General features: G+C 67.9%; 17 protein-coding genes. 11 read left to right on the top strand and 6 right to left on the bottom strand.

Going from position 1 to position 18,970, the window contains the following annotated elements; all coding sequences use genetic code 11:
* Positions 1-95 precede the first annotated feature (95 nt).
* Entirely contained in the window at positions 96-1,148 is a 1,053-nt protein-coding gene (locus tag ABJF88_17700; protein MEP0548775.1) for an endonuclease/exonuclease/phosphatase family protein, read from the bottom strand.
* 150 nt (positions 1,149-1,298) lie between these two features.
* Positions 1,299-1,922, bottom strand: a complete 624-nt coding sequence (locus ABJF88_17695) for a hypothetical protein (GenBank protein MEP0548774.1) — start codon at positions 1,920-1,922, stop codon at positions 1,299-1,301.
* 377 nt (positions 1,923-2,299) lie between these two features.
* On the opposite strand from ABJF88_17695, the gene ABJF88_17690 reads away from it, so the two are divergent.
* Positions 2,300-3,469: a 4-phosphoerythronate dehydrogenase gene (locus ABJF88_17690; protein MEP0548773.1), complete on the top strand. Its 1,170-nt coding sequence runs from the start codon at positions 2,300-2,302 to the stop codon at positions 3,467-3,469.
* A gap of 3 nt (positions 3,470-3,472) precedes the next feature.
* Here the strand turns inward: ABJF88_17690 and era are convergent, their stop codons facing one another.
* Complete coding sequence (gene era, locus ABJF88_17685) at positions 3,473-4,471, bottom strand: GTPase Era (protein ID MEP0548772.1); 999 nt, start codon at positions 4,469-4,471, stop codon at positions 3,473-3,475.
* Between the two features lie 25 nt (positions 4,472-4,496).
* Positions 4,497-5,285, bottom strand: coding sequence for a pyridoxine 5'-phosphate synthase (locus tag ABJF88_17680; GenBank protein ID MEP0548771.1), 789 nt, complete (start codon positions 5,283-5,285; stop codon positions 4,497-4,499).
* A gap of 284 nt (positions 5,286-5,569) precedes the next feature.
* Here ABJF88_17680 and ABJF88_17675 point away from each other — a divergent pair, with 284 nt between their 5' ends.
* The 9 genes from ABJF88_17675 to phoU all read left to right on the top strand — a co-directional run bounded on the left by ABJF88_17675 (position 5,570) and on the right by phoU (position 13,755).
* Complete coding sequence (locus ABJF88_17675; protein MEP0548770.1) at positions 5,570-6,058, top strand: hypothetical protein; 489 nt, start codon at positions 5,570-5,572, stop codon at positions 6,056-6,058.
* A 20-nt stretch (positions 6,059-6,078) separates the two neighbouring features.
* On the top strand, positions 6,079-7,035 hold the full coding sequence (locus ABJF88_17670; GenBank protein MEP0548769.1) for a hypothetical protein: 957 nt from the start codon (positions 6,079-6,081) through the stop codon (positions 7,033-7,035).
* Between the two features lie 124 nt (positions 7,036-7,159).
* Entirely contained in the window at positions 7,160-7,705 is a 546-nt protein-coding gene (gene rsmD, locus ABJF88_17665) for a 16S rRNA (guanine(966)-N(2))-methyltransferase RsmD (protein MEP0548768.1), read from the top strand.
* A 194-nt stretch (positions 7,706-7,899) separates the two neighbouring features.
* Positions 7,900-8,934: a hypothetical protein gene (locus ABJF88_17660; protein MEP0548767.1), complete on the top strand. Its 1,035-nt coding sequence runs from the start codon at positions 7,900-7,902 to the stop codon at positions 8,932-8,934.
* Between the two features lie 52 nt (positions 8,935-8,986).
* Positions 8,987-10,084, top strand: a complete 1,098-nt coding sequence (locus ABJF88_17655) for a PstS family phosphate ABC transporter substrate-binding protein (GenBank protein ID MEP0548766.1) — start codon at positions 8,987-8,989, stop codon at positions 10,082-10,084.
* 98 nt (positions 10,085-10,182) lie between these two features.
* Complete coding sequence (gene pstC / locus ABJF88_17650) at positions 10,183-11,148, top strand: phosphate ABC transporter permease subunit PstC (GenBank protein ID MEP0548765.1); 966 nt, start codon at positions 10,183-10,185, stop codon at positions 11,146-11,148.
* The gene (gene pstA / locus ABJF88_17645) at positions 11,148-12,038 is read left to right on the top strand and encodes a phosphate ABC transporter permease PstA (protein MEP0548764.1); all 891 of its coding nucleotides are present in this window, start codon (positions 11,148-11,150) and stop codon (positions 12,036-12,038) included. Before pstC ends, pstA begins: the two co-directional genes overlap by 1 nt.
* Positions 12,039-12,061: 23 nt before the next feature.
* Positions 12,062-12,943 (top strand): phosphate ABC transporter ATP-binding protein PstB, encoded by an 882-nt coding sequence (gene pstB, locus ABJF88_17640; protein ID MEP0548763.1) that lies wholly within the window; start codon positions 12,062-12,064, stop codon positions 12,941-12,943.
* Positions 12,944-13,074: 131 nt separating this feature from the next.
* Positions 13,075-13,755 carry a phosphate signaling complex protein PhoU gene (gene phoU, locus ABJF88_17635; protein ID MEP0548762.1) on the top strand — a complete coding sequence of 227 codons (681 nt, stop codon included), beginning with the start codon at positions 13,075-13,077 and terminating at the stop codon, positions 13,753-13,755.
* 97 nt (positions 13,756-13,852) lie between these two features.
* Here the strand turns inward: phoU and msrB are convergent, their stop codons facing one another.
* On the bottom strand, positions 13,853-14,329 hold the full coding sequence (gene msrB / locus ABJF88_17630; protein ID MEP0548761.1) for a peptide-methionine (R)-S-oxide reductase MsrB: 477 nt from the start codon (positions 14,327-14,329) through the stop codon (positions 13,853-13,855).
* Between the two features lie 99 nt (positions 14,330-14,428).
* Positions 14,429-16,417 carry a threonine--tRNA ligase gene (gene thrS / locus ABJF88_17625; GenBank protein ID MEP0548760.1) on the bottom strand — a complete coding sequence of 663 codons (1,989 nt, stop codon included), beginning with the start codon at positions 16,415-16,417 and terminating at the stop codon, positions 14,429-14,431.
* A gap of 473 nt (positions 16,418-16,890) precedes the next feature.
* Here thrS and ABJF88_17620 point away from each other — a divergent pair, with 473 nt between their 5' ends.
* On the top strand, positions 16,891-18,939 hold the full coding sequence (locus ABJF88_17620) for a multiheme c-type cytochrome (protein ID MEP0548759.1): 2,049 nt from the start codon (positions 16,891-16,893) through the stop codon (positions 18,937-18,939).
* Positions 18,940-18,970: the final 31 nt, after the last annotated feature.

Below are 18,970 nucleotides of genomic sequence, written 5' to 3'. Positions count from 1 at the left end.
GGCGGCACTAAATCGTCCCGAGCCGTGCCTGCGCGTCGCTCCCTGCCCGGCCGTTCAGAGCGGCGCGCGTCGAACCGGCAGGCTAGGGTGCGTGCTCAGCGCGTCCCAAGCCCGCCCGCGAGGTCGAGCGTGACGACGATGGGGAAGTGGTCGGAGACGAAGCGCGGGTCGTGGATGTGCGCGAAGGTGACGGTGCGCAGCGCGTCGTAGAGGCGAGGGGAGAGGAGGATGTGGTCGAGCGACGAGAACTCGCCGGGGTCGATCGTGTCGTTCCGGTTCCGGTCCCAGAACGCGGTGTAGCGGTCCCGCTGCGGGACTTCGGCGGCGACATTGCGGAGGTCGTCCTGAGTGCCGGGCCCGGCGTCCTTGATGGTCGCGAGCACGTTCGTAATCGGCGAGCTGCCGGCGCGGTCGGGCGTGGCGTCGTCGAAGTCGTTGAAGTCGCCGAGGACAGCGACGGCGCGGCCGGACATCATCTCTTGGACGACGAGTTGGCGGATGACCTCGGCCTGCGCCTCGCGGCGCGGCTTCCGCTCGACGTCGTCCGGCCGCGCGAGGAAGTGCACGCCGATGAGCGTCGTCGGGACGCCGCCGAGGTCGAGCCGGGCCCAGAGGTTCTTGCTGACGCCGTACTGCTGCGCCGTCGTCCCGACCTTGACCCGCTCGTTCGTCCGGCCGACCTCGTCGACGGGGAGGCGGGAGAGGAGCCCCACGTCCTGCCCGGTGAAGTTGTCCTGCCCGTTGACGAGGTACGCCGTGTAGCCGAGGTCGGCGAGAGACTCGCTGATCAGCATCTCCAGCGTCTCCAAGTTCTCGACTTCTTGAAGCATCAGCACGTCGGCGTCGATCGCGCGGATCACGCGGGCGACGGAGTCGCGGTGCGCGCGGGCGAGGGCCGGATCGCCCTTCCACGCGAAGCTAGCCTGCCCCTCCTTGTCGAGCCCGTCGAACAGGAACTCCGTGTTGAAGGTGGCGATGCGGAGGCCCTCCGCCTGCGGGAGCTCCCCGCTCTGCTCTATGCTGGGCACAGGGCCCGAGACCGAGGTCCCCCCGGTCCGTTCCGTCGTGCGGAGGCATCCGGCCACGAGGACGACCGTGAGTGCGACGAAGCCGAGGGCGAGCAGGAACGTGAGTAAGCGGCGCGGCATGGGAGCGGGGAGTAAGCGAGGGAGGGGGGAAGATACCGCCCGGCCGCGCCCGTGGTCCCTATGCGATCGGTCCCCGTAAAACAGCGCAGGGCGCGCCGGAGGAGGCGCGCCCTGCGAAGAAAATCGGGCTAACGAACGGGGCGATCCGTTTTAGGAAACGCCGGCGTAGAATCGGAACCGCCTGGGGTCGATCTCGCGGTCGAGAGAGACGGGCCGCTTGCCGCCGGCCCAGTCTGGCTTGAGCGTGCCCTTCATCGAGCGCTCGCTGTAGAAGTGGCGCGTCTTGTTGGAGAAGGGGCGCTCGTAAGCCGGGGCGTGCAGCACGTCATACGCGATGAAAAGAGCCGTTTTCCACCCCTTCGGCTTCGAGTCGAAGTCGAGGTTGGAGTAGTAGCCCCGCTTCGGACTGTTGCTATTGAAGGCGCTGAACTGCCACGGGTCGAGGACGGCGTCGCGGTAGCTGCGGCGGCCCCGGTAGCCGGTCTCGACGCGGTTGCGGACGACCCACGCGACGAGCTCCTGCTCGTCGGGCCGCTTCGTCTCGGAGAAGATGCAGCGCGCCAGCCACAGCACGTCGTCTTTTACGGCTTCGCTTGCGAACTCCGCGCTTCGGACGGAGACCTCTTGGGTGAGCGGGGCCGCATCTACAGCGGGCATCGACTCGGCCAGGACATCCCGGTCCACGGTGTTGAAAACGAACGAGAGCGCGAGGAGCAACACGGAAAGGACGACGCCGGCGGCACCGATCACTTTCTTGTTAGCGAAAGGCTCCATAGTAGCGATTCAGGTTGGTCAGAGAGAACGGCGAGCGTTCGCGGCCCCTGCTGCAGGTGGGGGGCGGACCGCCGCCGACGGACTAAAGATTAAAAACAACTCAAAGCCAATACCCTGCCAAAAAACGTGCGGCGAAAAATGGGAGGCGCACTGGCTCAAGGAATCGGGGCTAAACGCATCGTTTAGACGGTCGCGCCCCGTATCAGTACCCAAAGTAGGGTGCATCCCTCGGATCCGTGTGTGAAAACGAGAGAACCCCGATTGATATTTGATTAAGCCGAGAGGTGTACTCTTCTGTGATGCCAAAAGTTACGGGGTGTACGGGCTCGGCGTAGCTTCAGCAGGCCCATCCTTCCCTTGCAATCCGCCATCTCCCCGTGCCCTTTCGCATTATCGCCGACGCTAACATCCCGCACGCCGAGGAGGTCTTCGGGCGGATCGGCCGCGTGACCCTCCTCCCAGGCCAGCAGATCGATTCGCGGGCGGTCACCGAGGCGGACGCGCTGCTCGTGCGAAGCGTCACGCGCGTCGACGAAACCTTGCTGCACGGCAGTCCGGTCCGCTTCGTCGGGAGCGCGACGATCGGGACCGACCACGTCGATCACGCCTACCTGAAGGAGCGCGGAATCGCGTTCGCGCACGCCCCCGGCTCGAACGCGCAGTCGGTCGTGGAGTATGTGTGCGCGGCGTTGCTGGCGGTGTATACCGAGAGCGACAGCGCGCTGCGCGATAGGACAGTCGGCGTCGTCGGGTGTGGACACATCGGGGGGCGGCTCGCGGCCCGGCTGCCGGCCCTCGGCGTCCGCGTGCTCCGGTGCGACCCGCCCCTCGCCGAAGCGGCAGAGGCGGCGGGGCGGGCGCACGACTTCGTGCCGATGCGCACCGTGCTCGCGGAGGCGGACGTGGTGACGCTACACACGCCGCTCACGCGGTTGGGTCCGCACTCGACGCATCATCTCATCGGGCTGGACGAGCTGGCCGCGATGCGGTCGGGCGCGTTCCTCTTCAACGCCTCGCGCGGGGCCGTCGTAGACAACGCCGCGCTGCGCGACGCGCTCGAAGCCGACGCCATCGGTGGAGCGGTGCTCGACGTGTGGGAGAACGAGCCGACGCCCGACGACGCGCTCCTCCGTTCTACCGAGATTGCCACGCCGCACATCGCGGGCTACTCGTTCGACGGGAAAGTGCGCGGCACGGCGATGCTCTACGATGCCCTCACCGACTGGCTCGGCGCGCCGCCGACGTGGGATGCCGACGTGGTGCTCGCCGCCGATGGCCCGGTCGCGCTTCGCCCTCCCGACCCCGGCCTCGGGGAGACGGCGTGGCTCGACGCGGTCGCCCGGCAGGCCTATGACCTCCGCGCCGACGACGCCCGGATGCGCGCCTTCCTCGACCAACCGGCCGAAGAGCGGGGCGCATATTTCCACCGTCTCCGCAAGACCTATCCCAAGCGCCGCGCGTGGGAGCACCACACGATCGCCGCGAGCGACGTGCCGGCGGCGTACCGGACCGCCGTCGCAGAAGGGCTCTGTTTTACGCTCGCATGAGCGCTACACGTTGTAGCCGTACGAGCGGAGGAAGCCCTCGCGGTTGCGCCAGTCGGCGCGCGCTTTGACGTGGAGTTGGAGGTAGACCGGCTTGCCGACGAACGCCTCGATGTCCCGTCGCGCCGTCTGCCCGAGCCGCTTCAGCCCGCTCCCGCCCTTCCCGATGATGATGCCCTTCTGCGTGTCGCGCTCGACCACGATCTCGGCGTCGATGAAGTCCTTGTTGCCGGGCCGCTCCTCGTAGGTCACGATGTTCACCTGCGTCGAGTACGGGATCTCCTCGCGGTAGAGATCGAAGATCTTCTCGCGGATGATCTCGGAGACGAAGAACCGCTCTGGGTGCTCGGAGAGCTGGTCTTTCGGGTAGTACGGCGGGCCCTGCGGGAGCCGCTGCAGGATCTGCTCCAGGAGGGTGTCGAGGTTGAACCCCTTCTGGGCCGAGATCGGGATGACGGCGTCGAAGGCGCGCAGCGCGGTGAACCGCTCGACGAGCGGGAGCGCCTCCTCCTGAGCGATGAGGTCGATCTTGTTCAGCAGCAGGAGCGCGGGCCGCTCGGCAATCTTTTCGAGCGCCTTGTCGGGCACGCCGTGGTGCGAGGCGTCCACCATAAAGAGCAGCACGTCGGCGTCGGCGACGGCGAAGTCGACGGCGTGCATCATCGCGTCGTGGAGCCGGTACTGCGGGCGGACGATCCCGGGCGTGTCGAGGAACACGACCTGGTAGTCGTCGCCGGAGAGGATGCCGAGGACGCGGTGGCGCGTCGTGCTCGGCTTGGCCGTGACGATGGAGAGCTTCTGCCCGACGAGCGCGTTCATCAGCGTCGACTTCCCCACGTTCGGCGGGCCGACGAGCGCGACGTAGCCGCTCCGGTGCGTCGCCGGGTCGAAGGCGAACGCGGGCTCAGCGTCGGGCAACTCGGGCGTCGCGTCGGTTGCCTGCTCGGCTGCGTCGGGCTCGGCGTCGGGGAGGTCGTCGGGGAGGGCGGGGGATTCGTCGGACATGGCGGGGGAGGGGAGAGGCGGGAGGTCAGGCGGCGACGGCGACGTCGCGGAGGACGCGCTGGTACGCGCGAACGGCGGCGTCGAGCCCGAGCCAGAGGGCGTCGGCCGTGAGGGCGTGGCCAATCGACACTTCGAGCACGTGCGGGACGGCGGCGACGAACGGGCCGAGGTTGTCGAGGCTGAGGTCGTGCCCGGCGTTGACGCCGAGCCCGGCTGCGTGGGCGGCCTCGGCGGCGGCGGCGAACCGCGCGAGCGAGGCCGAGGCGTCGCCGTCCGCGAAGGCTTGGGCGTAGGGCTCGGTGTAGAGTTCGATGCGGTCGGCTCCGACGGCAGCGGCAGCGGCCATCGCGTCGGCGTCGGCGTCCATGAAGAGGCTGATGCGGCAGCCGTAGCCTTTGAGCCGCTCGACGAGCGGGCGGAGGCGGTCGCCGTCGCGGCCGAGGTCCCACCCGTGGTCCGAGGTCCGCTGGCCGGGCGCGTCCGGAACGAGCGTGCACTGCGCCACACCGCCGGCGTCGCTCGCGCGAGCCACGAGTTCGACGAAGCCCGGATACCCGCTCTCTGCCCCGGCGAACGGGTTGCCCTCAATGTTGAACTCGGCGTCGGTGTCCGCGAGGAGTTCGGCCAACGCGACGACATCGGACGGACGGATGTGGCGGCGGTCCGGACGCGGGTGCACCGTCAGCCCGTCGGCGCCCGCGTCGAGGCAGGTGCGGGCGGCGCGCTCCACGCTCGGCACGTCGAGGTCGCGGGCGTTGCGGAGGAGCGCCACCTTATTCAGGTTGACGCTCAGCGCTGTTTTGGCGGCGTGCATCGGGCCGGATCGTGTGAATGTATAGTGCGGCGCGCGGCGAGTTCGGCGCGGTGGGGCAAGATACGAGCGGCAAATCCCGGCTCGGGGGCAACCTGCGACGGCGGGGCGTGTCTTCACGGGTAGGCGTGCCGGAAGACGCTCTGGCGTTCGGCGGCGTCCGGTTGCTTTTTGCGAAAGCCGCCGAGTATTTTGCGCCGGCGCTCCTGCGATACCCTACCCACCCGGACCGCTCCTTTCCTCCCCGCTTCGGGGTTCACCCACACCCAACAAGGGCTCCTCGCGCAATGGCAATTCTGGCGAATGACACGGTCCGCACCGTCCTTCAGATCGTTCTCGCGATCGTGATCGTCGTGCTCGGCTACCTGCTCTACCGCAGCATCCGGGGACCGCAGGAGATCTTCGAGCGCGAGCAGGAGCTCACCGAGGTTACCCGCGAGCGGATGGGGTACATCCGCGACGCGATGCGGAGCTACGAGCGGGAGTACGGCCGCTTCCCGACCACGCTCGACTCCGTCGTGACCATCATCAAGACGGACTCGCTCTTCGTCGCGAAGCGCGACAGCATCTTCGAGTTCGCCGAGGGCGAGTCGTTCATCGCCGACTCCCTCCCGTTCTCGCCGCGCAGCGGGGAGCGCTTCGACCTCACCGTCGCCCGCGACGACAGCACGGGCGTCGCGGTCTACCTCCTCCAAGACCCCGCCTCGAGCGACTTCATCGGCACCGACGACCCGACGCGCGCGGCGGGCATGCTCAACGCCGCGAGTTGGGAGTAGGGCGCAACGACCGAGGGGGCATGGACCGACCGACTTTCCGCGCCGGCATCGAGCTCTACGGCGGGGTCATGCGCTACGCCGAGATCGAAGTCGGCCCGCGCGGCCCCAACGGCGGAGCGCCGCCGCGCCGGCTCGTCCGCCTCGGCGCGTGCGACTTCGACTTCGACGTCGCCGAAGCGCTCCTCAGCCTCGTCGGGCCGATGCACCTCGACACGGTGACGACGGCCGTCCGCGAGATCTTCGACGGGTCGGAGGCTGAGGTGCTCCGCGCCGTCGTCCACCCGTGGAACTGCACGTCGTTCTTCTCGCCGCTCCCGGCGGGGATGCCGCCGTCGGAGCGGTTCGAGCAGCTCCGGCAGGAGGCCGCGATGCTTTCCGATGCGAGCGTCGCGCGGCCCGTCCGCGTGAAGGCGACGCCGGTGCGGATCGAGGCGCTGCCCGACGGGCGGGAGACGCACTGGCACCACGTCCTCCGGCTTCCCGATGCCGTCCATGCCCGCGTCGAGCACGTGGCGCGGGACTTCAGCGCGGCCTCGGAGGAAGGCGCACGCGCGCACGAGTTCGTCGATTCGACGGGCGCCGCGGCGGCCGTCGTGGGGCACTTCCTGCGGAATCACACCGAAGCAGAGCCGGCGTTCGCGCTCGCGCTCGGCGTCTACGGTGACCGGACGGAGTACGCCCTGTGCCGGGGCGAGACGTGGCACTTCGGCCACCACGCCGAGGCCGGGGCGCTCGAAGACGGCGCCTACTTCGGGGCGGTGCTGCTCGACCGGCTCGGCGTCGCGCCCGACGACGTCCAGCACCTCTTTCTCTACGGCGACGACGCGGACCCCGCGACGCTCTCGGGCGTCGAGGACCTGCTCGGTATCGAAGCGCAGGCGCTGAACCCGCTCGCCGTGTTCCGCCAGGCCCACGGCGGGTCGGACCCGTTCGCGCTCGCCGCCTACGCCCCCGTCATCGGCTCCCTGCTGCGGTAGCACAGGGCGCGTGTAGAACTGCGGGGGTTCGGGAGATTGAGGGCGTCGCCGGCCGCAGCGTCGAAGCCACTCCGGGCCCCGTCTCTCCCACGCACCCAGCCTCTCACCCCATCCTGCTCCCCTCATGCGCATCATCGGCGGGACGTTTCGGGGGCACCGGCTCCGCGCGCCGAAAGGTCCGACGCGGCCGACGACGGACCGCACGCGCGAGGCCATCTTCAACCTCCTCCAGAGCCGGGTCGCGCTGCACGATGTCCGCGTGCTCGACCTCTTCGCCGGGAGCGGGGCGCTGGGGCTTGAAGCCCTGAGCCGGGGCGCGGCCTCGGCCACGTTCGTCGAGCAGGGCGGCGCGGCGCTCGGCACGATCCGGCAGAACGCCGACGCGCTCGGCGTCGCCGCGCGCTGCTCGCTCCACCGCGCCGACGCCCTCCGCTTCCTGGCGGTGGAGCCTGCCATGCGGTACGACCTCGTCCTCGCCGACCCGCCGTACGACCTCGACGCGCTGGAGCGTTTGCCGGACCTCATCCTCCCGCACGTCGCCGCCGAAGGCCTCCTCGTCCTCGAGCACGGAGACAACGTCGGCTTCGATGCGCACCCGGCGCTGGAGATGAGCCGGGCGTACGGGCAGACCGTCGTGAGCCTCTTTCGTCCCGTCGTGGAATCGGCGTGAAGGGCTGTTTGGAGGGCGTAGGGAGGGGTGGGACGACGGAGGCTTAACGTACCGGTAACATGCACCTCAGCGCGGCCTCCTAGTTTGTGCACGTTGGTCGTGTGTCGTATCCGCACGGCCACCCTGGTGAGGCCGGGCAGTATTGGCCGTCCGACTTCTCCCTCCCACAACCAGGTCGCCAAACTCTCCCACGTATGACGAATGCAACGATCGGGCGCACGCGCCTGGCCGGGCTCGCGGCGTGCGCCCTCCTCGGGTGTGCGCTCCTCGGATCGGTCCGCCCTGCGCACGCGCAGACGGAGATCCGCATCAGCGGGCAGGCCTTCATCGACTACTACTACCAGATCGCCTCGCCCGACGAGGAGGAGGAGGGTCTGAACGGGTTCACCTACCGCCGCTTCCGCGTCACCACCGATGCCAAGATCTCGGACGCGTTCAGCGCCCGCGCCCGGCTCGACGCGGAGGCCGGCACCTTCGGGCCGAAGGGGCCTCAGCCCTACGTCAAAGACCTCTTCCTCAACTGGAAGGTCGGTGGCGGGCATTCCCTGCGGATGGGTGTCACGCCGCCGCCCGCGTTCCAGGTGGCCGAGGAAGTCTGGGTCTACCGCGGCCTCGAAAAGACGATCCTGGACCTCAACAGGGTGGTCTCGTCCCGCGACTTCGGCGTCCGCGCGAACGGCCCGCTCGGCTCCGACAAGGTCCGGTACGGCGTCATGGTCGGCAACAACAGCACCGTGTTCCCCGAGGACGACGAGTACAAGCGCGTCTACGGCCAGCTCGAATTCTACCCGACCGAGAACATCATCGCCGCGGTCGCGAGCAACTGGGCAGCGTACGACGGGCCGCGCGAGAACCAGCTCGTCTTCTCGGCCGTGGCCGGCTACCTCACCGACGGGTGGCGGATCGGCGCGGAGGGCTTCTACGAGCTCGCCACGTTCGAGCGTGTCGACGACGCCGTATCGTTCGGCGGCAGCCTCTTCGGCGACGTCTGGTTCACGCCGGAGTGGGGCGTCGTCGGGCGCGTCGATCTCGTCCAGCGCGAGGGGCTCGTCGAGCCCGAGGGCGGCCTGCCGCGCATCGGCACGGCGAACACGACGCTCGGCCTCGCAGCCGTGGTATTCCGCCCCCACGAAGGCGTCCGCATGATGCCCAACGTGCTCCTCGTCAAAGACGACGACGTCGACACGGCCGACGTGCAGGGCCGCTTCACCCTCCGCTTCGATTTCTAGCTCCTCCGCGCCGCCCGCGGTGCCCGTCTCTCCCACCTTTCCGACTCCTCCCATGACCCGTTCCTCCCGCTTTCCCTCTCTGGTCTTCACGTGCGCCGTCGCGCTCGGCCTGCTGGCCGGCTGCGGCAGCGAGCCCCGCGAAGGCGCCGACGGCGACGCGCTCTCCGGCGCCGTCCGCGTCGACGGCTCCAGCACGGTCTTCCCCATCACCGAGGCCGTGGCCGAGGAGTTCATGCAGACCGAGCCCCGCGTCCGCGTCACGGTCGGCGTGAGCGGCACCGGCGGCGGCTTCGCGAAGTTTATCCGCGACGAGACCGACATCAACGACGCCTCGCGTCCGATCAAGCCCTCCGAGCTCGAAGAGGCCCGCGCGGCCGGTATCGAGTTCATCGAGCTCCCCGTGGCGTATGACGGCATCGCCGTCGTCACGAACCCCGGCAACGACTGGGTGGACTGCCTGACCATCGACGAGCTCCGGCGGATCTGGGCGCCCGGCTCCGAGATCGACAACTGGAGCGAGGTCCGCGCGGGCTTCCCCGACCAGGAGATCGCGCTCTACGGGCCCGGCACCGACAGCGGGACGTACGACTACTTCACCGAGGCCGTCGGCGGCGAGAGCGGGGCCAGCCGCTCCGACTTCACCGCGAGCGAGGACGACAACGTGCTCGTCCAAGGCATCGCCGGCGACGCCAAGGCCCTCGGCTTCTTCGGCCTCGCCTACTACGAGGAGAACGCCAGCCGCCTCAAGCTCCTCGGCCTCGACGACGGCGATCCGTCGAACGGTGAGGGCTGCGTCCAGCCCACGCTCGAGACCGTCGGCAACGGGACGTACCAGCCGCTCGCCCGCCCCGAGTTCATCTACGTCAACGCCGCCCGTGCGAACGACCCGGCCATCAACGCCTTCGTCGAGTTCTACCTCGAGAACGCGCCCGAACTCGTCCGCGAAGTCGGCTACGTCCCGCTCACCGACGCAGCGTACGAACTCGCGCTCGAGCGCTTCCGCACGGGCACGACGGGGACCCTCTTCGAGAACGGCGCGCCCGTCGGGATCACGCTCGAAGAGCTCCTCCGCCGTGAGCAGGGCGATGCGATGCCGATGGACGACGCGATGCCCGCCGACACGACGATGGCCGACACGACCGCGATGTGAAAGAGCGTGTGGGAGTTTGTGGGGTATGGACGTGTGAGAGTCTCTCAAGCCTGAACCCCAATCACTCCCATATCCCCACACTCCCGCACTCCCGACCGATGGACCCTGCTCAGCAACAGAATCCCCTCGCCGGCCTCGACCCAGCCCGGCCCGACGCGACACCGCCGGTCGGGCTGAAGGCGAACCTCTTCCGCAGCCCGAAGGAGCGCGCCATTGAGTACGTGCTCGGGTTCTGCGCGCTCATCAGCGTGTTCACCACGCTCGGGATCGCAGGCGTCCTCGTGTGGGAGTCGATCGGGTTCTTCGCCGAGGTGTCGTTCGTGGAGTTCTTCACGGACACGGAGTGGACGCCGCAGTTCGTCGACAAAAACTTCGGCATCTGGCCCCTCCTCTCGGGGACGCTCCTCGTGACCGTCATCGCGGCGCTCCTCGCCCTCCCGGTCGGGCTCGCGAGCGCGGTCTACATCGCGGAGTACGCGCCCGACGCCGTGCGGAAGTGGCTCAAGCCGAGCCTCGAACTGCTCGCCGGCGTGCCGACCGTCGTCTACGGCTACTTCGCGCTCACGTTCGTGACGCCGCTCTTGCAGACCTTCGTGCCGGGGCTCAGCGTGTACAACGCGCTCTCGGCCGGGCTCGTCGTCGGCGTGATGATCATCCCGATGGTGGCGTCGCTGAGCGAGGACGCCCTCCGCGCCGTCCCGCGCTCGCTCGCCGACGGGGCCTACGCCCTCGGCGCGACGAAGGTGGAGGTCGTGACGCGGGTGATGGTGCCCGGCGCCGTCAGCGGCATCATCGCCTCGTTCATCCTCGCCGTCAGCCGCGCGATCGGGGAGACGATGATCGTAACGCTCGCCGCCGGCGCGACGCCCCGCCTCACGCTCAACCCCGTCGACTCGATCCAGACGATGACGGCGTTCATCGTGCAGGTCTCGCTCGGCGACACGGCGCAGGGGAGCATCGTCTATAAGAGCATCTTCGCCGTCGGGCTCGTCCTCTTCCTCATCACGTTCGCGATGAACCTCGCCGCGAACGCGGTCATCCGGAAATACCAGGAGCGCTACTGATGGCTACGCTGACACAGCCGGAACTGGAGTTCAACGAGCGCGTCGGCGCGCGGCGCCGGACGGGGCTCGTCGTGTCATCGCTGCTCTTCGCGGCGACGCTCTTCGGCATCGTCGTGCTCGTGACACTCCTCGTCGATATCGTCGTGACGGGGTGGCCGTGGCTGAGCGGGTCGTTTCTCACGAACTACCCGTCGCGCTTCCCGGCGGAGGCGGGCGTGAAGTCGGCGCTCGTCGGCTCGCTGTGGATGATCGGGCTGACGGCGCTGCTCTCGGTGCCGATCGGGATCGCGAGCGCGGTGTACTTGGAGGAGTACGCGCCGCGGCACTGGTTCTTCCGCTTCGTGCAGATCAACATCGCCAACCTCGCGGGCGTGCCGTCGGTGCTCTACGGGATCCTCGGGCTCGCGCTCTTCGTGCGCTTCCTCGCGCTCGGCCGGAGCCTGATGGCGGGGTCGATGACGATGGCGCTGCTGATCCTGCCCGTCGTGATCATCGGGACGCAGGAGGCGCTGCGGGCCGTGCCGCAGGGCGTCCGCGAGAGCGCCTACGCCCTCGGCGCCACGCGGTGGCAGGTGATCTGGAGCCACCTCCTGCCGATCGCCGCGCCGGGCATCCTGACGGGCGTCATCCTCTCGCTCAGCCGCGCGATCGGCGAGACGGCCCCGCTCATCATGATCGGCGCCCTCACGTTCGTGGCGTTCCTGCCGGAGTCCGTGATGGACTCGTTCACCGTGCTGCCCATCCAGATTTTTAACTGGACCTCGCGCCCGCAGGCCGAGTTTCAGGAGCTCGCCGCGGCGGGCATCATCGTGCTGATGGTGCTGCTCCTCGTGATGAACCTCAGCGCCATCCTCCTCCGCAACCGCTTCGAGCGCTACCGCGCGCAGTAGCCGCGCCGCTGCTTCCCGATCCCATGACCGAATCCCCCCTCATGCCTGACAAGACGAGCACGCCCGAGACGATCCGCGAGGAAGCGGAGGCGCAGCCCGCCGCGAACGGCGCTGCCCCCGTCCAGCGCGCCGCGAAGTCCGCCGACCGCACGGCCACCGTGGACCCGAAAATCAAGATCGAGGACGTCGAGTTCTGGTACGGCGAGAAGAGGGTGCTCAAGGGCATCTCGCTCGACATCCCCACGAACGAGGTGACGGCCTTCATCGGCCCCTCCGGCTGCGGCAAGAGCACACTCCTCCGCTGCATCAACCGGATGAACGAGCTGATCCCCGACACCCGGCTCGAAGGCGTCGTGGCGATCGACGGGCAGGACATCTACCACGACGCCGACCCCGTCGTCGTCCGCCGCCGGATCGGGATGGTGTTCCAGAAGCCGAATCCGTTCCCCAAGACGATCTACCAGAATGTGGCGTGGGGCGCGAAGATCAACGGGTTCAAGGGCGACATGGATCAGCGCGTCGAGGAGAGCCTCCGCCAGGCCGCCCTCTGGGACGAGGTGAAGGACCGGCTCGACGAGCAGGCCTACGGCCTCTCCGGCGGCCAGCAGCAGCGGCTCTGCATCGCACGGACGCTCGCCGTCAAGCCCGAGGTCGTGCTGATGGACGAGCCCGCGAGCGCGCTCGACCCGATTGCCACGGCGAAGCTCGAAGAGACGATCCGCGAGCTGAAGAAGGACTACACCATCATCATCGTCACGCACAACATGCAGCAGGCGTCGCGCGTGAGCGATGAGACGGCGTTCTTCTACATGGGCGAGCTGATCGAGGCCAACCGGACCGACGAGCTCTTCACGCGCCCCCACAACCAGCGGACCGAGGACTACATCACCGGGCGCTTCGGCTGAGCCGGCTCCGGCTGATTTATTCGGATAGGCCGGCGGCAGTTGGACACTTTTCCCCTCACGCGGTGTACCCTGTGGACCGGCCCCGCCCGAGCGCATCTCTCCCTCCCACACGCAAGCGCTACGCCGAACTTATGAAGACCCATCGCCCCCTGGACGATGAACTCCAGCTCCTCTGGGACCTCCTCGTCCAGATGTCCAACGTCGTCGACGAGCAGCTCGCCGACGCCATCAACGCCCTGAGCACGTGCGACCTCGACCTCGCCCAGCGCGTCCGCGAGCGCGACGATGAGGTGGACGCGCTGGAGCTTCGGATCGACCACCAGTGCGAGCGGATCCTCGCCCTCCACACGCCCGTCGCCGTCGACCTCCGGCTCATCATCACGGCCGTTAAGGTCAACACCGACCTCGAACGGATCGGCGACCACGCGAAGAACCTCGCGAAGAACACCCCGTTTGTCTCGGGCTGCTCGGACCTCCTGGACCGGACGAAAATCGCAGAGATGGCCGACACCGCCCGCCGCATCCTCCACGAGGTGCAGGACGCCTTCGTGAAGCGCGACCGCGTGCTCGCCCGCAAGGTCATCGCGCACGACCTCGAGATCGACCGGCTCCACGAGGAGACGATCGACACCCTCGTCGAGCTCGCGAAAGAGAACCCGGACAATACCGAGGCCCTCGTCCACCTCGTGACGATGAGCAAGGGGATCGAACGCGTGGCCGATCACGCGAAGAACATCGCGGAGTCCGTGGTCTTCCTCATCGAAGGCGTGGACATCCGCCACCGCAAGCTCTCGCCGACGGACCGGCCGTAAGTGGGCGTTGATACCCGGTACAAGGCGTAGGGGCACAGCATGCTGCGCCCCTACGTTGTTTCTGCCCGATTGGCTCGGCGATCTCGGTGCGGCCGGGCTAGCCGGTGGGGGCGTCGGCGGTGCGCTGCTCGGGCTCGGTGCCTTCGGGGAAAAACTCCAGCGCGGCCGAGTTCATGCAGTAGCGATTCCCGGTCGGCGGGGGGCCGTCGGGGAAGACGTGGCCGAGGTGGCCGTCGCACCGTGCGCAGCGCGTCTCGGTGCGGACCATGAAGTGCGAGACATCGCGGATCGCGCGGACGTGGGTGGGGTGGACGGGCTGGAAGAAGCTGGGCCAGCCGGTGCCGGACTCGAATTTCGAACCGCTCTCGAAGAGCGGGAGGCCGCACAGCCGACAGGCGTAGAGGCCGTCTTCTTTGTTGTCGAGGAGGAGGCCGCAGCCGGGGCGTTCGGTGCCGTGATCGAGGAGGATGCGGCGCTCCTCGGCGTCGAGGCCGGCGGCGTCGGCGGCGCGGTCGCGCGCCTCGCCGCGGAGCGGGGTGAGGTCGTAGGTGGAGGTCGGGGCGGCGTCGGGCATGGGGGCAGGGGCAGGTGGGTTCGGGGCAGAAACGCAGCGGGGCGCCACGGGTTCGGCCGAACCCGTGGCGCCCCGCCGCCGGCATCCCTTCGCCCGGTCCTACTGGCCGAGCTGCTCGGCGATCTCGGCGCGGACGGAGTCCACGAAGTCCGCGGTCGGGAGGGCGCCGCGGTCGCCTTCGCCGTGGCGGCGGACGCCGACGGCCCTGGCCTCGCGCTCCTTCGCCCCGACGATGAGCATGTACGGCGTCTTCTGCACCTCGGCGTCGCGGATCTTCCGCCCGACCTTCTCGCTCCGGTCGTCGACCTCCACGCGGAGATCGGCGGAGCGGAGCGTCGCGGCGACGTCGCGGGCGTAGCCGTTGTACTCGTCCGAGATGGGGAGGACGGCGACTTGCACGGGCGCGAGCCACGTCGGGAAGTTGCCGCCGCAGTGCTCGATGAGAACGCCGATGAACCGCTCCAGGCTGCCGAACGGGGCGCGGTGGATCATCACCGGACGGCGCTTCGCGTCGTCGGCGTCGGTGTACGTCAGGTCGAAGCGCTCGGGGAGGTTGTAGTCCACCTGCACCGTGCCGAGCTGCCACTCTCGCCCCAGCGCGTCCTTCACCATGAAGTCGAGCTTCGGCCCGTAGAACGCGGCCTCGCCGATCTCCTCGACGGTGTCGAGCCCCATCTCGGCGGCGGCCTCGCGGATCGACTGCTCGGCGCTGTCCCAGAGCTCGTCGCCGCCGATGTACTTCTCGGTGTTGGCCGGGTCGCGGAGCGAGACCTGCGCTTTGTAGTCGTGGAAGTCGAGCGCGTTGAACACCTTCAGCGTGAGCTCGATCACGTCCTTCAGCTCGGCCTTCACCTGCTCGGGCGTGCAGAAGATGTGGGCGTCGTCGACGGTGAAGCCGCGCACGCGCGTCAGCCCGCCGAGCTCGCCGGACTGCTCGAAGCGGTAGACCTGCCCGAACTCGGCGAGGCGGACGGGGAGGTCGCGGTACGAGTGGGGGACGTGGTCGTAGATCTGCGTGTGGTGCGGGCAGTTCATCGGCTTGAGGAGGTAGCCCTCACGCCCGTCGTCGGCGACGAGAGCATTCGCGTCCTGGGGTCGGGCCTCGGCGCGATCCTCGAACATCGGGGGGAACTGGCTCTCGGCGTAGTACGGGTAGTGCCCGCTCGTCTTGTAGAGTTCCAGCCGCCCGATGTGCGGGGTGATGACGGGCTGGTAGCCGCGCCGGAGCTGCTCCTCTTTGAGGAAGTCCACGAGCGTCTCGCGCAGCGTCGTCCCCTTCGGCAGCCACATCGGCAGGCCGGGGCCGACCTTGTTCGAGAACATGAACAGGCCGAGTTCGCGCCCCAGCTTGCGGTGGTCGCGCTGCTTCGCCAGCTCCAGTCGTTCGAGGTGTTCTTCGAGCATCGAGAGCTTCGGGAAGCTCACGCCGTAAATGCGCGTGAGCTGCGGGCGCGACTCGTCGCCGCGCCAGTACGCCCCGGCGATGTTGAGCAGTTTGGGGTACTTGATCGGCTTCGTGCTCGGGATGTGCGGTCCGCGGCAGAGGTCGACGAAGCCGCCCTGCTGGTAGAACGTGATCGTCCCGTCCTCCAACTCCTCGATGAGTTCGAGCTTGTAGCCATCGCCCTTCTCGGTGAAGTAGTCGAGCGCTTCAGCTTTCGAGACGTCGCGGCGCTCGTAGCGGTTGTCCTGCTTCGCGAGCTCCTTCATCTTCGCCTCGATCTGCTCCAGGTCGGCAGAGGAGAGCGTCGGGTGATCGGTGCCGCTGAGGTCCACGTCGTAATAGAACCCGTTCTCGATCGCCGGACCGATGCCGAACTGCACGCCGGGGTAAAGCGCTTCGAGCGCTTCGGCGAGGAGGTGGGCAGAGGAATGCCAGAATGCGGCTTTGCCTTCGGGATCGTCCCACGTGAGGATGGAGACCGTCGCGCCGTCGGGGAGGGGACGGTGGAGGTCGCGCACCTCGCCGTCCACCTTCACGGCGAGGGCGGCGCGGGCGAGGCCGGACGAGATGGACTGGGCGAGGTCGAAGCCGGAGGCGTCCACGGGGAGGTCGCGGGCGGAGCCGTCGGGGAGCGTAATCGTCATCGGGTCGGAAAGGAGGGCGGGCAAGGAAGAGGTCGCCGTGTTCACCGGGAGTCGTGCCGGTGGAAAAGGAGTCGGGGCGATCGGAGTCTACCCGTCATCTACGACAATAGCACCCCGCCGGGTGGCGAAGTGCTATTGAAAAGTGGGCTGGGACGCGGTGGAGTGGATTTTGTCTGTCTTTCTTCGCCGGATGGGAGGTTTGTGGGGGTTAGGTATGATTGGGTGGCGTAGGCTCGATCCCCAGAGCGCTTTGTTTGCGTTTACCTAAAGGGAGGAGGCAGCGTTATTGCCTTTTGTTCCTACTTAATTTTGCAAAGAAGTTGAAAAGTCCACTCTTTTACCACATATTTGCCTGTGGCTTCCCAAGCGTTAACGGCGGAAAGACAACAGATTGGAGGTGGCTTCAATAACCTCTGTTTTAGCCGATCCCGTAGCTCCGTGACGCACAGTTTTCAGCACCCACGCTTGCTCCAATGAAACGAACGTTCGATAGCCTGAGCCGATGGCTCTCCGCCTCCTCCTTGCTCCTCCTCGCTGGCATCCCGGCCTTAGTCCTCCTCTGGGCTTTCGTCGCGCCACAGCCTGTTGAGCTCGTGTCCAACACGGCGGGGTCCGGCGAAGTCCAGGCGCTCCTCGTGTCAGACGTCGTCCCGGCGCGTGCTACTGCCTCGGGCGTCGAGACGCGTCTCCTTCGAGGAGGGGACGACGACGAGCCGATGCCGTCGAGCTTGCTGCGGGCGTGGTTGGACGCCGAGTCGGGATCAATCCGGGGCCGGGCGCTCGTGCAGCAGATCGCGGACTCCGCGCACAACGTGCTCCTGCTCGAAGAGCGCTTCCCGTCGGCGAACGCATGCCAGACCTGCCACCCAGACCAGTACCGCGAGTGGTCCGTCTCGTCGCACGCCTACGCCCAGCTCAGCCCCGTCTTCAACGCGATGCACGGGACGATCGTGAAACTCACGAACGGGACGAACGGTGACTTCTGCATCCGCTGCCACACGCAGGTGGGCATGAACCTCGGTGAGGACGTGTTCATGTCGAACATGGACCGGAATCCGACCTCGCGCGAGGGCATCACCTGCATCGTCTGCCACCGCGTCAAGAACGCCTACAGCAAGATCAGCGGGCGCTTCGCGATTGTCGAGGGTGACATCTTCGATCCGGTCTTTGGACCCGACGGCGAGGCGGAACTCGACCGGGTGATCGGCGATCCGGACTTCAACGTGAACACGCAGCGCGGTGCCTCCGGCCGGGCCATCCACACGGGAGCCATCCAGTTCGAGCAGATCGGGGAGTCCTCGTTCTGTGGGGCGTGCCACGACGTGAACCTCGTCAACGGGTTCCGGCTCGAGGAGGCCTTCAGTGAATACAAAGCCACGCCGGCCTCGAAGCGCGGCGTTTCGTGCCAGGACTGTCACATGGGCAGCGTGCCCGGCGAGGACAAAGGCTACGACCAGGGGCCGGCGGCGATTGTCGGTGGCAAGCCTACGGCCATTGACAAGCGGACCAACCACCGCTTCGCCGGCCCGGACCACTCCATCATACACCCGGGCCTGTTCCCGCAGAACGTGCGGGCGAACGACCTCGCGACCATGCGCGAGTGGCTCACCTTCGACGTAGCGGCCGGGTGGGGGACAGACGAGTTCGAGGACAACGTGCCAGAGGGCTATGAATTCCCGCCCCGCTGGTCCACGGCGGACGACCGCTACGACGCGCGCGAAGTCCTGGAAGAGAACTTCGCCGCGCTCGCCGAGATCAACGTGGAACGCTACGCCGTGCTCCGCGCTGGCTACGTCCTGGGTGATGTGGAGGTGGATCGGGCCGGGCCGGATGGGATCGCCTTCAACGTCGAGTTTCGCAACGGCACTGACGGACACAACGTCCCCACCGGCTTCGACGCCGAGCGGCTCGTCTTCCTCCAGGTTACCGTCACCGACGCCGACGACCGCGTAGTCTTCCAGTCCGGCGACCGCGACCCCAACGGGGACGTCCGCGACCTCCACTCGATCTACGTCCACAACGGCGAACTCCCGCTCGACAAGTACCTCTTCAACCTGCAGTCGAAGTTCGTCACGAAGATGATCCGGGGCGGCGATCGCGAGCAGGTGCTGGCCGTCAACTACTCCCCGAGCCCGCTCCCCTTCCTGCGGCCCTCGACGAGCTCGACGGTGCTGCTGGGCCGGCCTACGAACGTGCGGAAGCACCGACAAACACTGCCCCCCAATCACAGCGAATGGCCGGAGTACGTGGTGAGCCGCTCTGAGCTCGCCGGGAGCCGGCCTCCCTACAAGGCCAACGTAAAGCTGATCGCGCAGATGGTCCCGGTCAACCTCATCGACGAGATCCAGCACGTGGGGTTCGACTACTTCATGTCGCCGAGGACGGTCGCGGATCGGATCGTCGAAGGGGCGCTGACGCTGTACGACCGCGACGTGGAGCTACGCCCGTCGGCGACGTGGTCCGAGCAGCGGCTTCCGGGGCCGACGATCACCTCACGGGGCAACGACGCGGTATCGAACTGAGTCGAGGCAGAACCAGGTTAATCAACGATTC

The organism is Rhodothermales bacterium, from assembly GCA_039944855.1.
Taxonomy (GTDB): domain Bacteria; phylum Bacteroidota; class Rhodothermia; order Rhodothermales; family JANQRZ01; genus JBBSMX01.
This window is presented reverse-complemented; position numbering and strand designations above follow the sequence as displayed.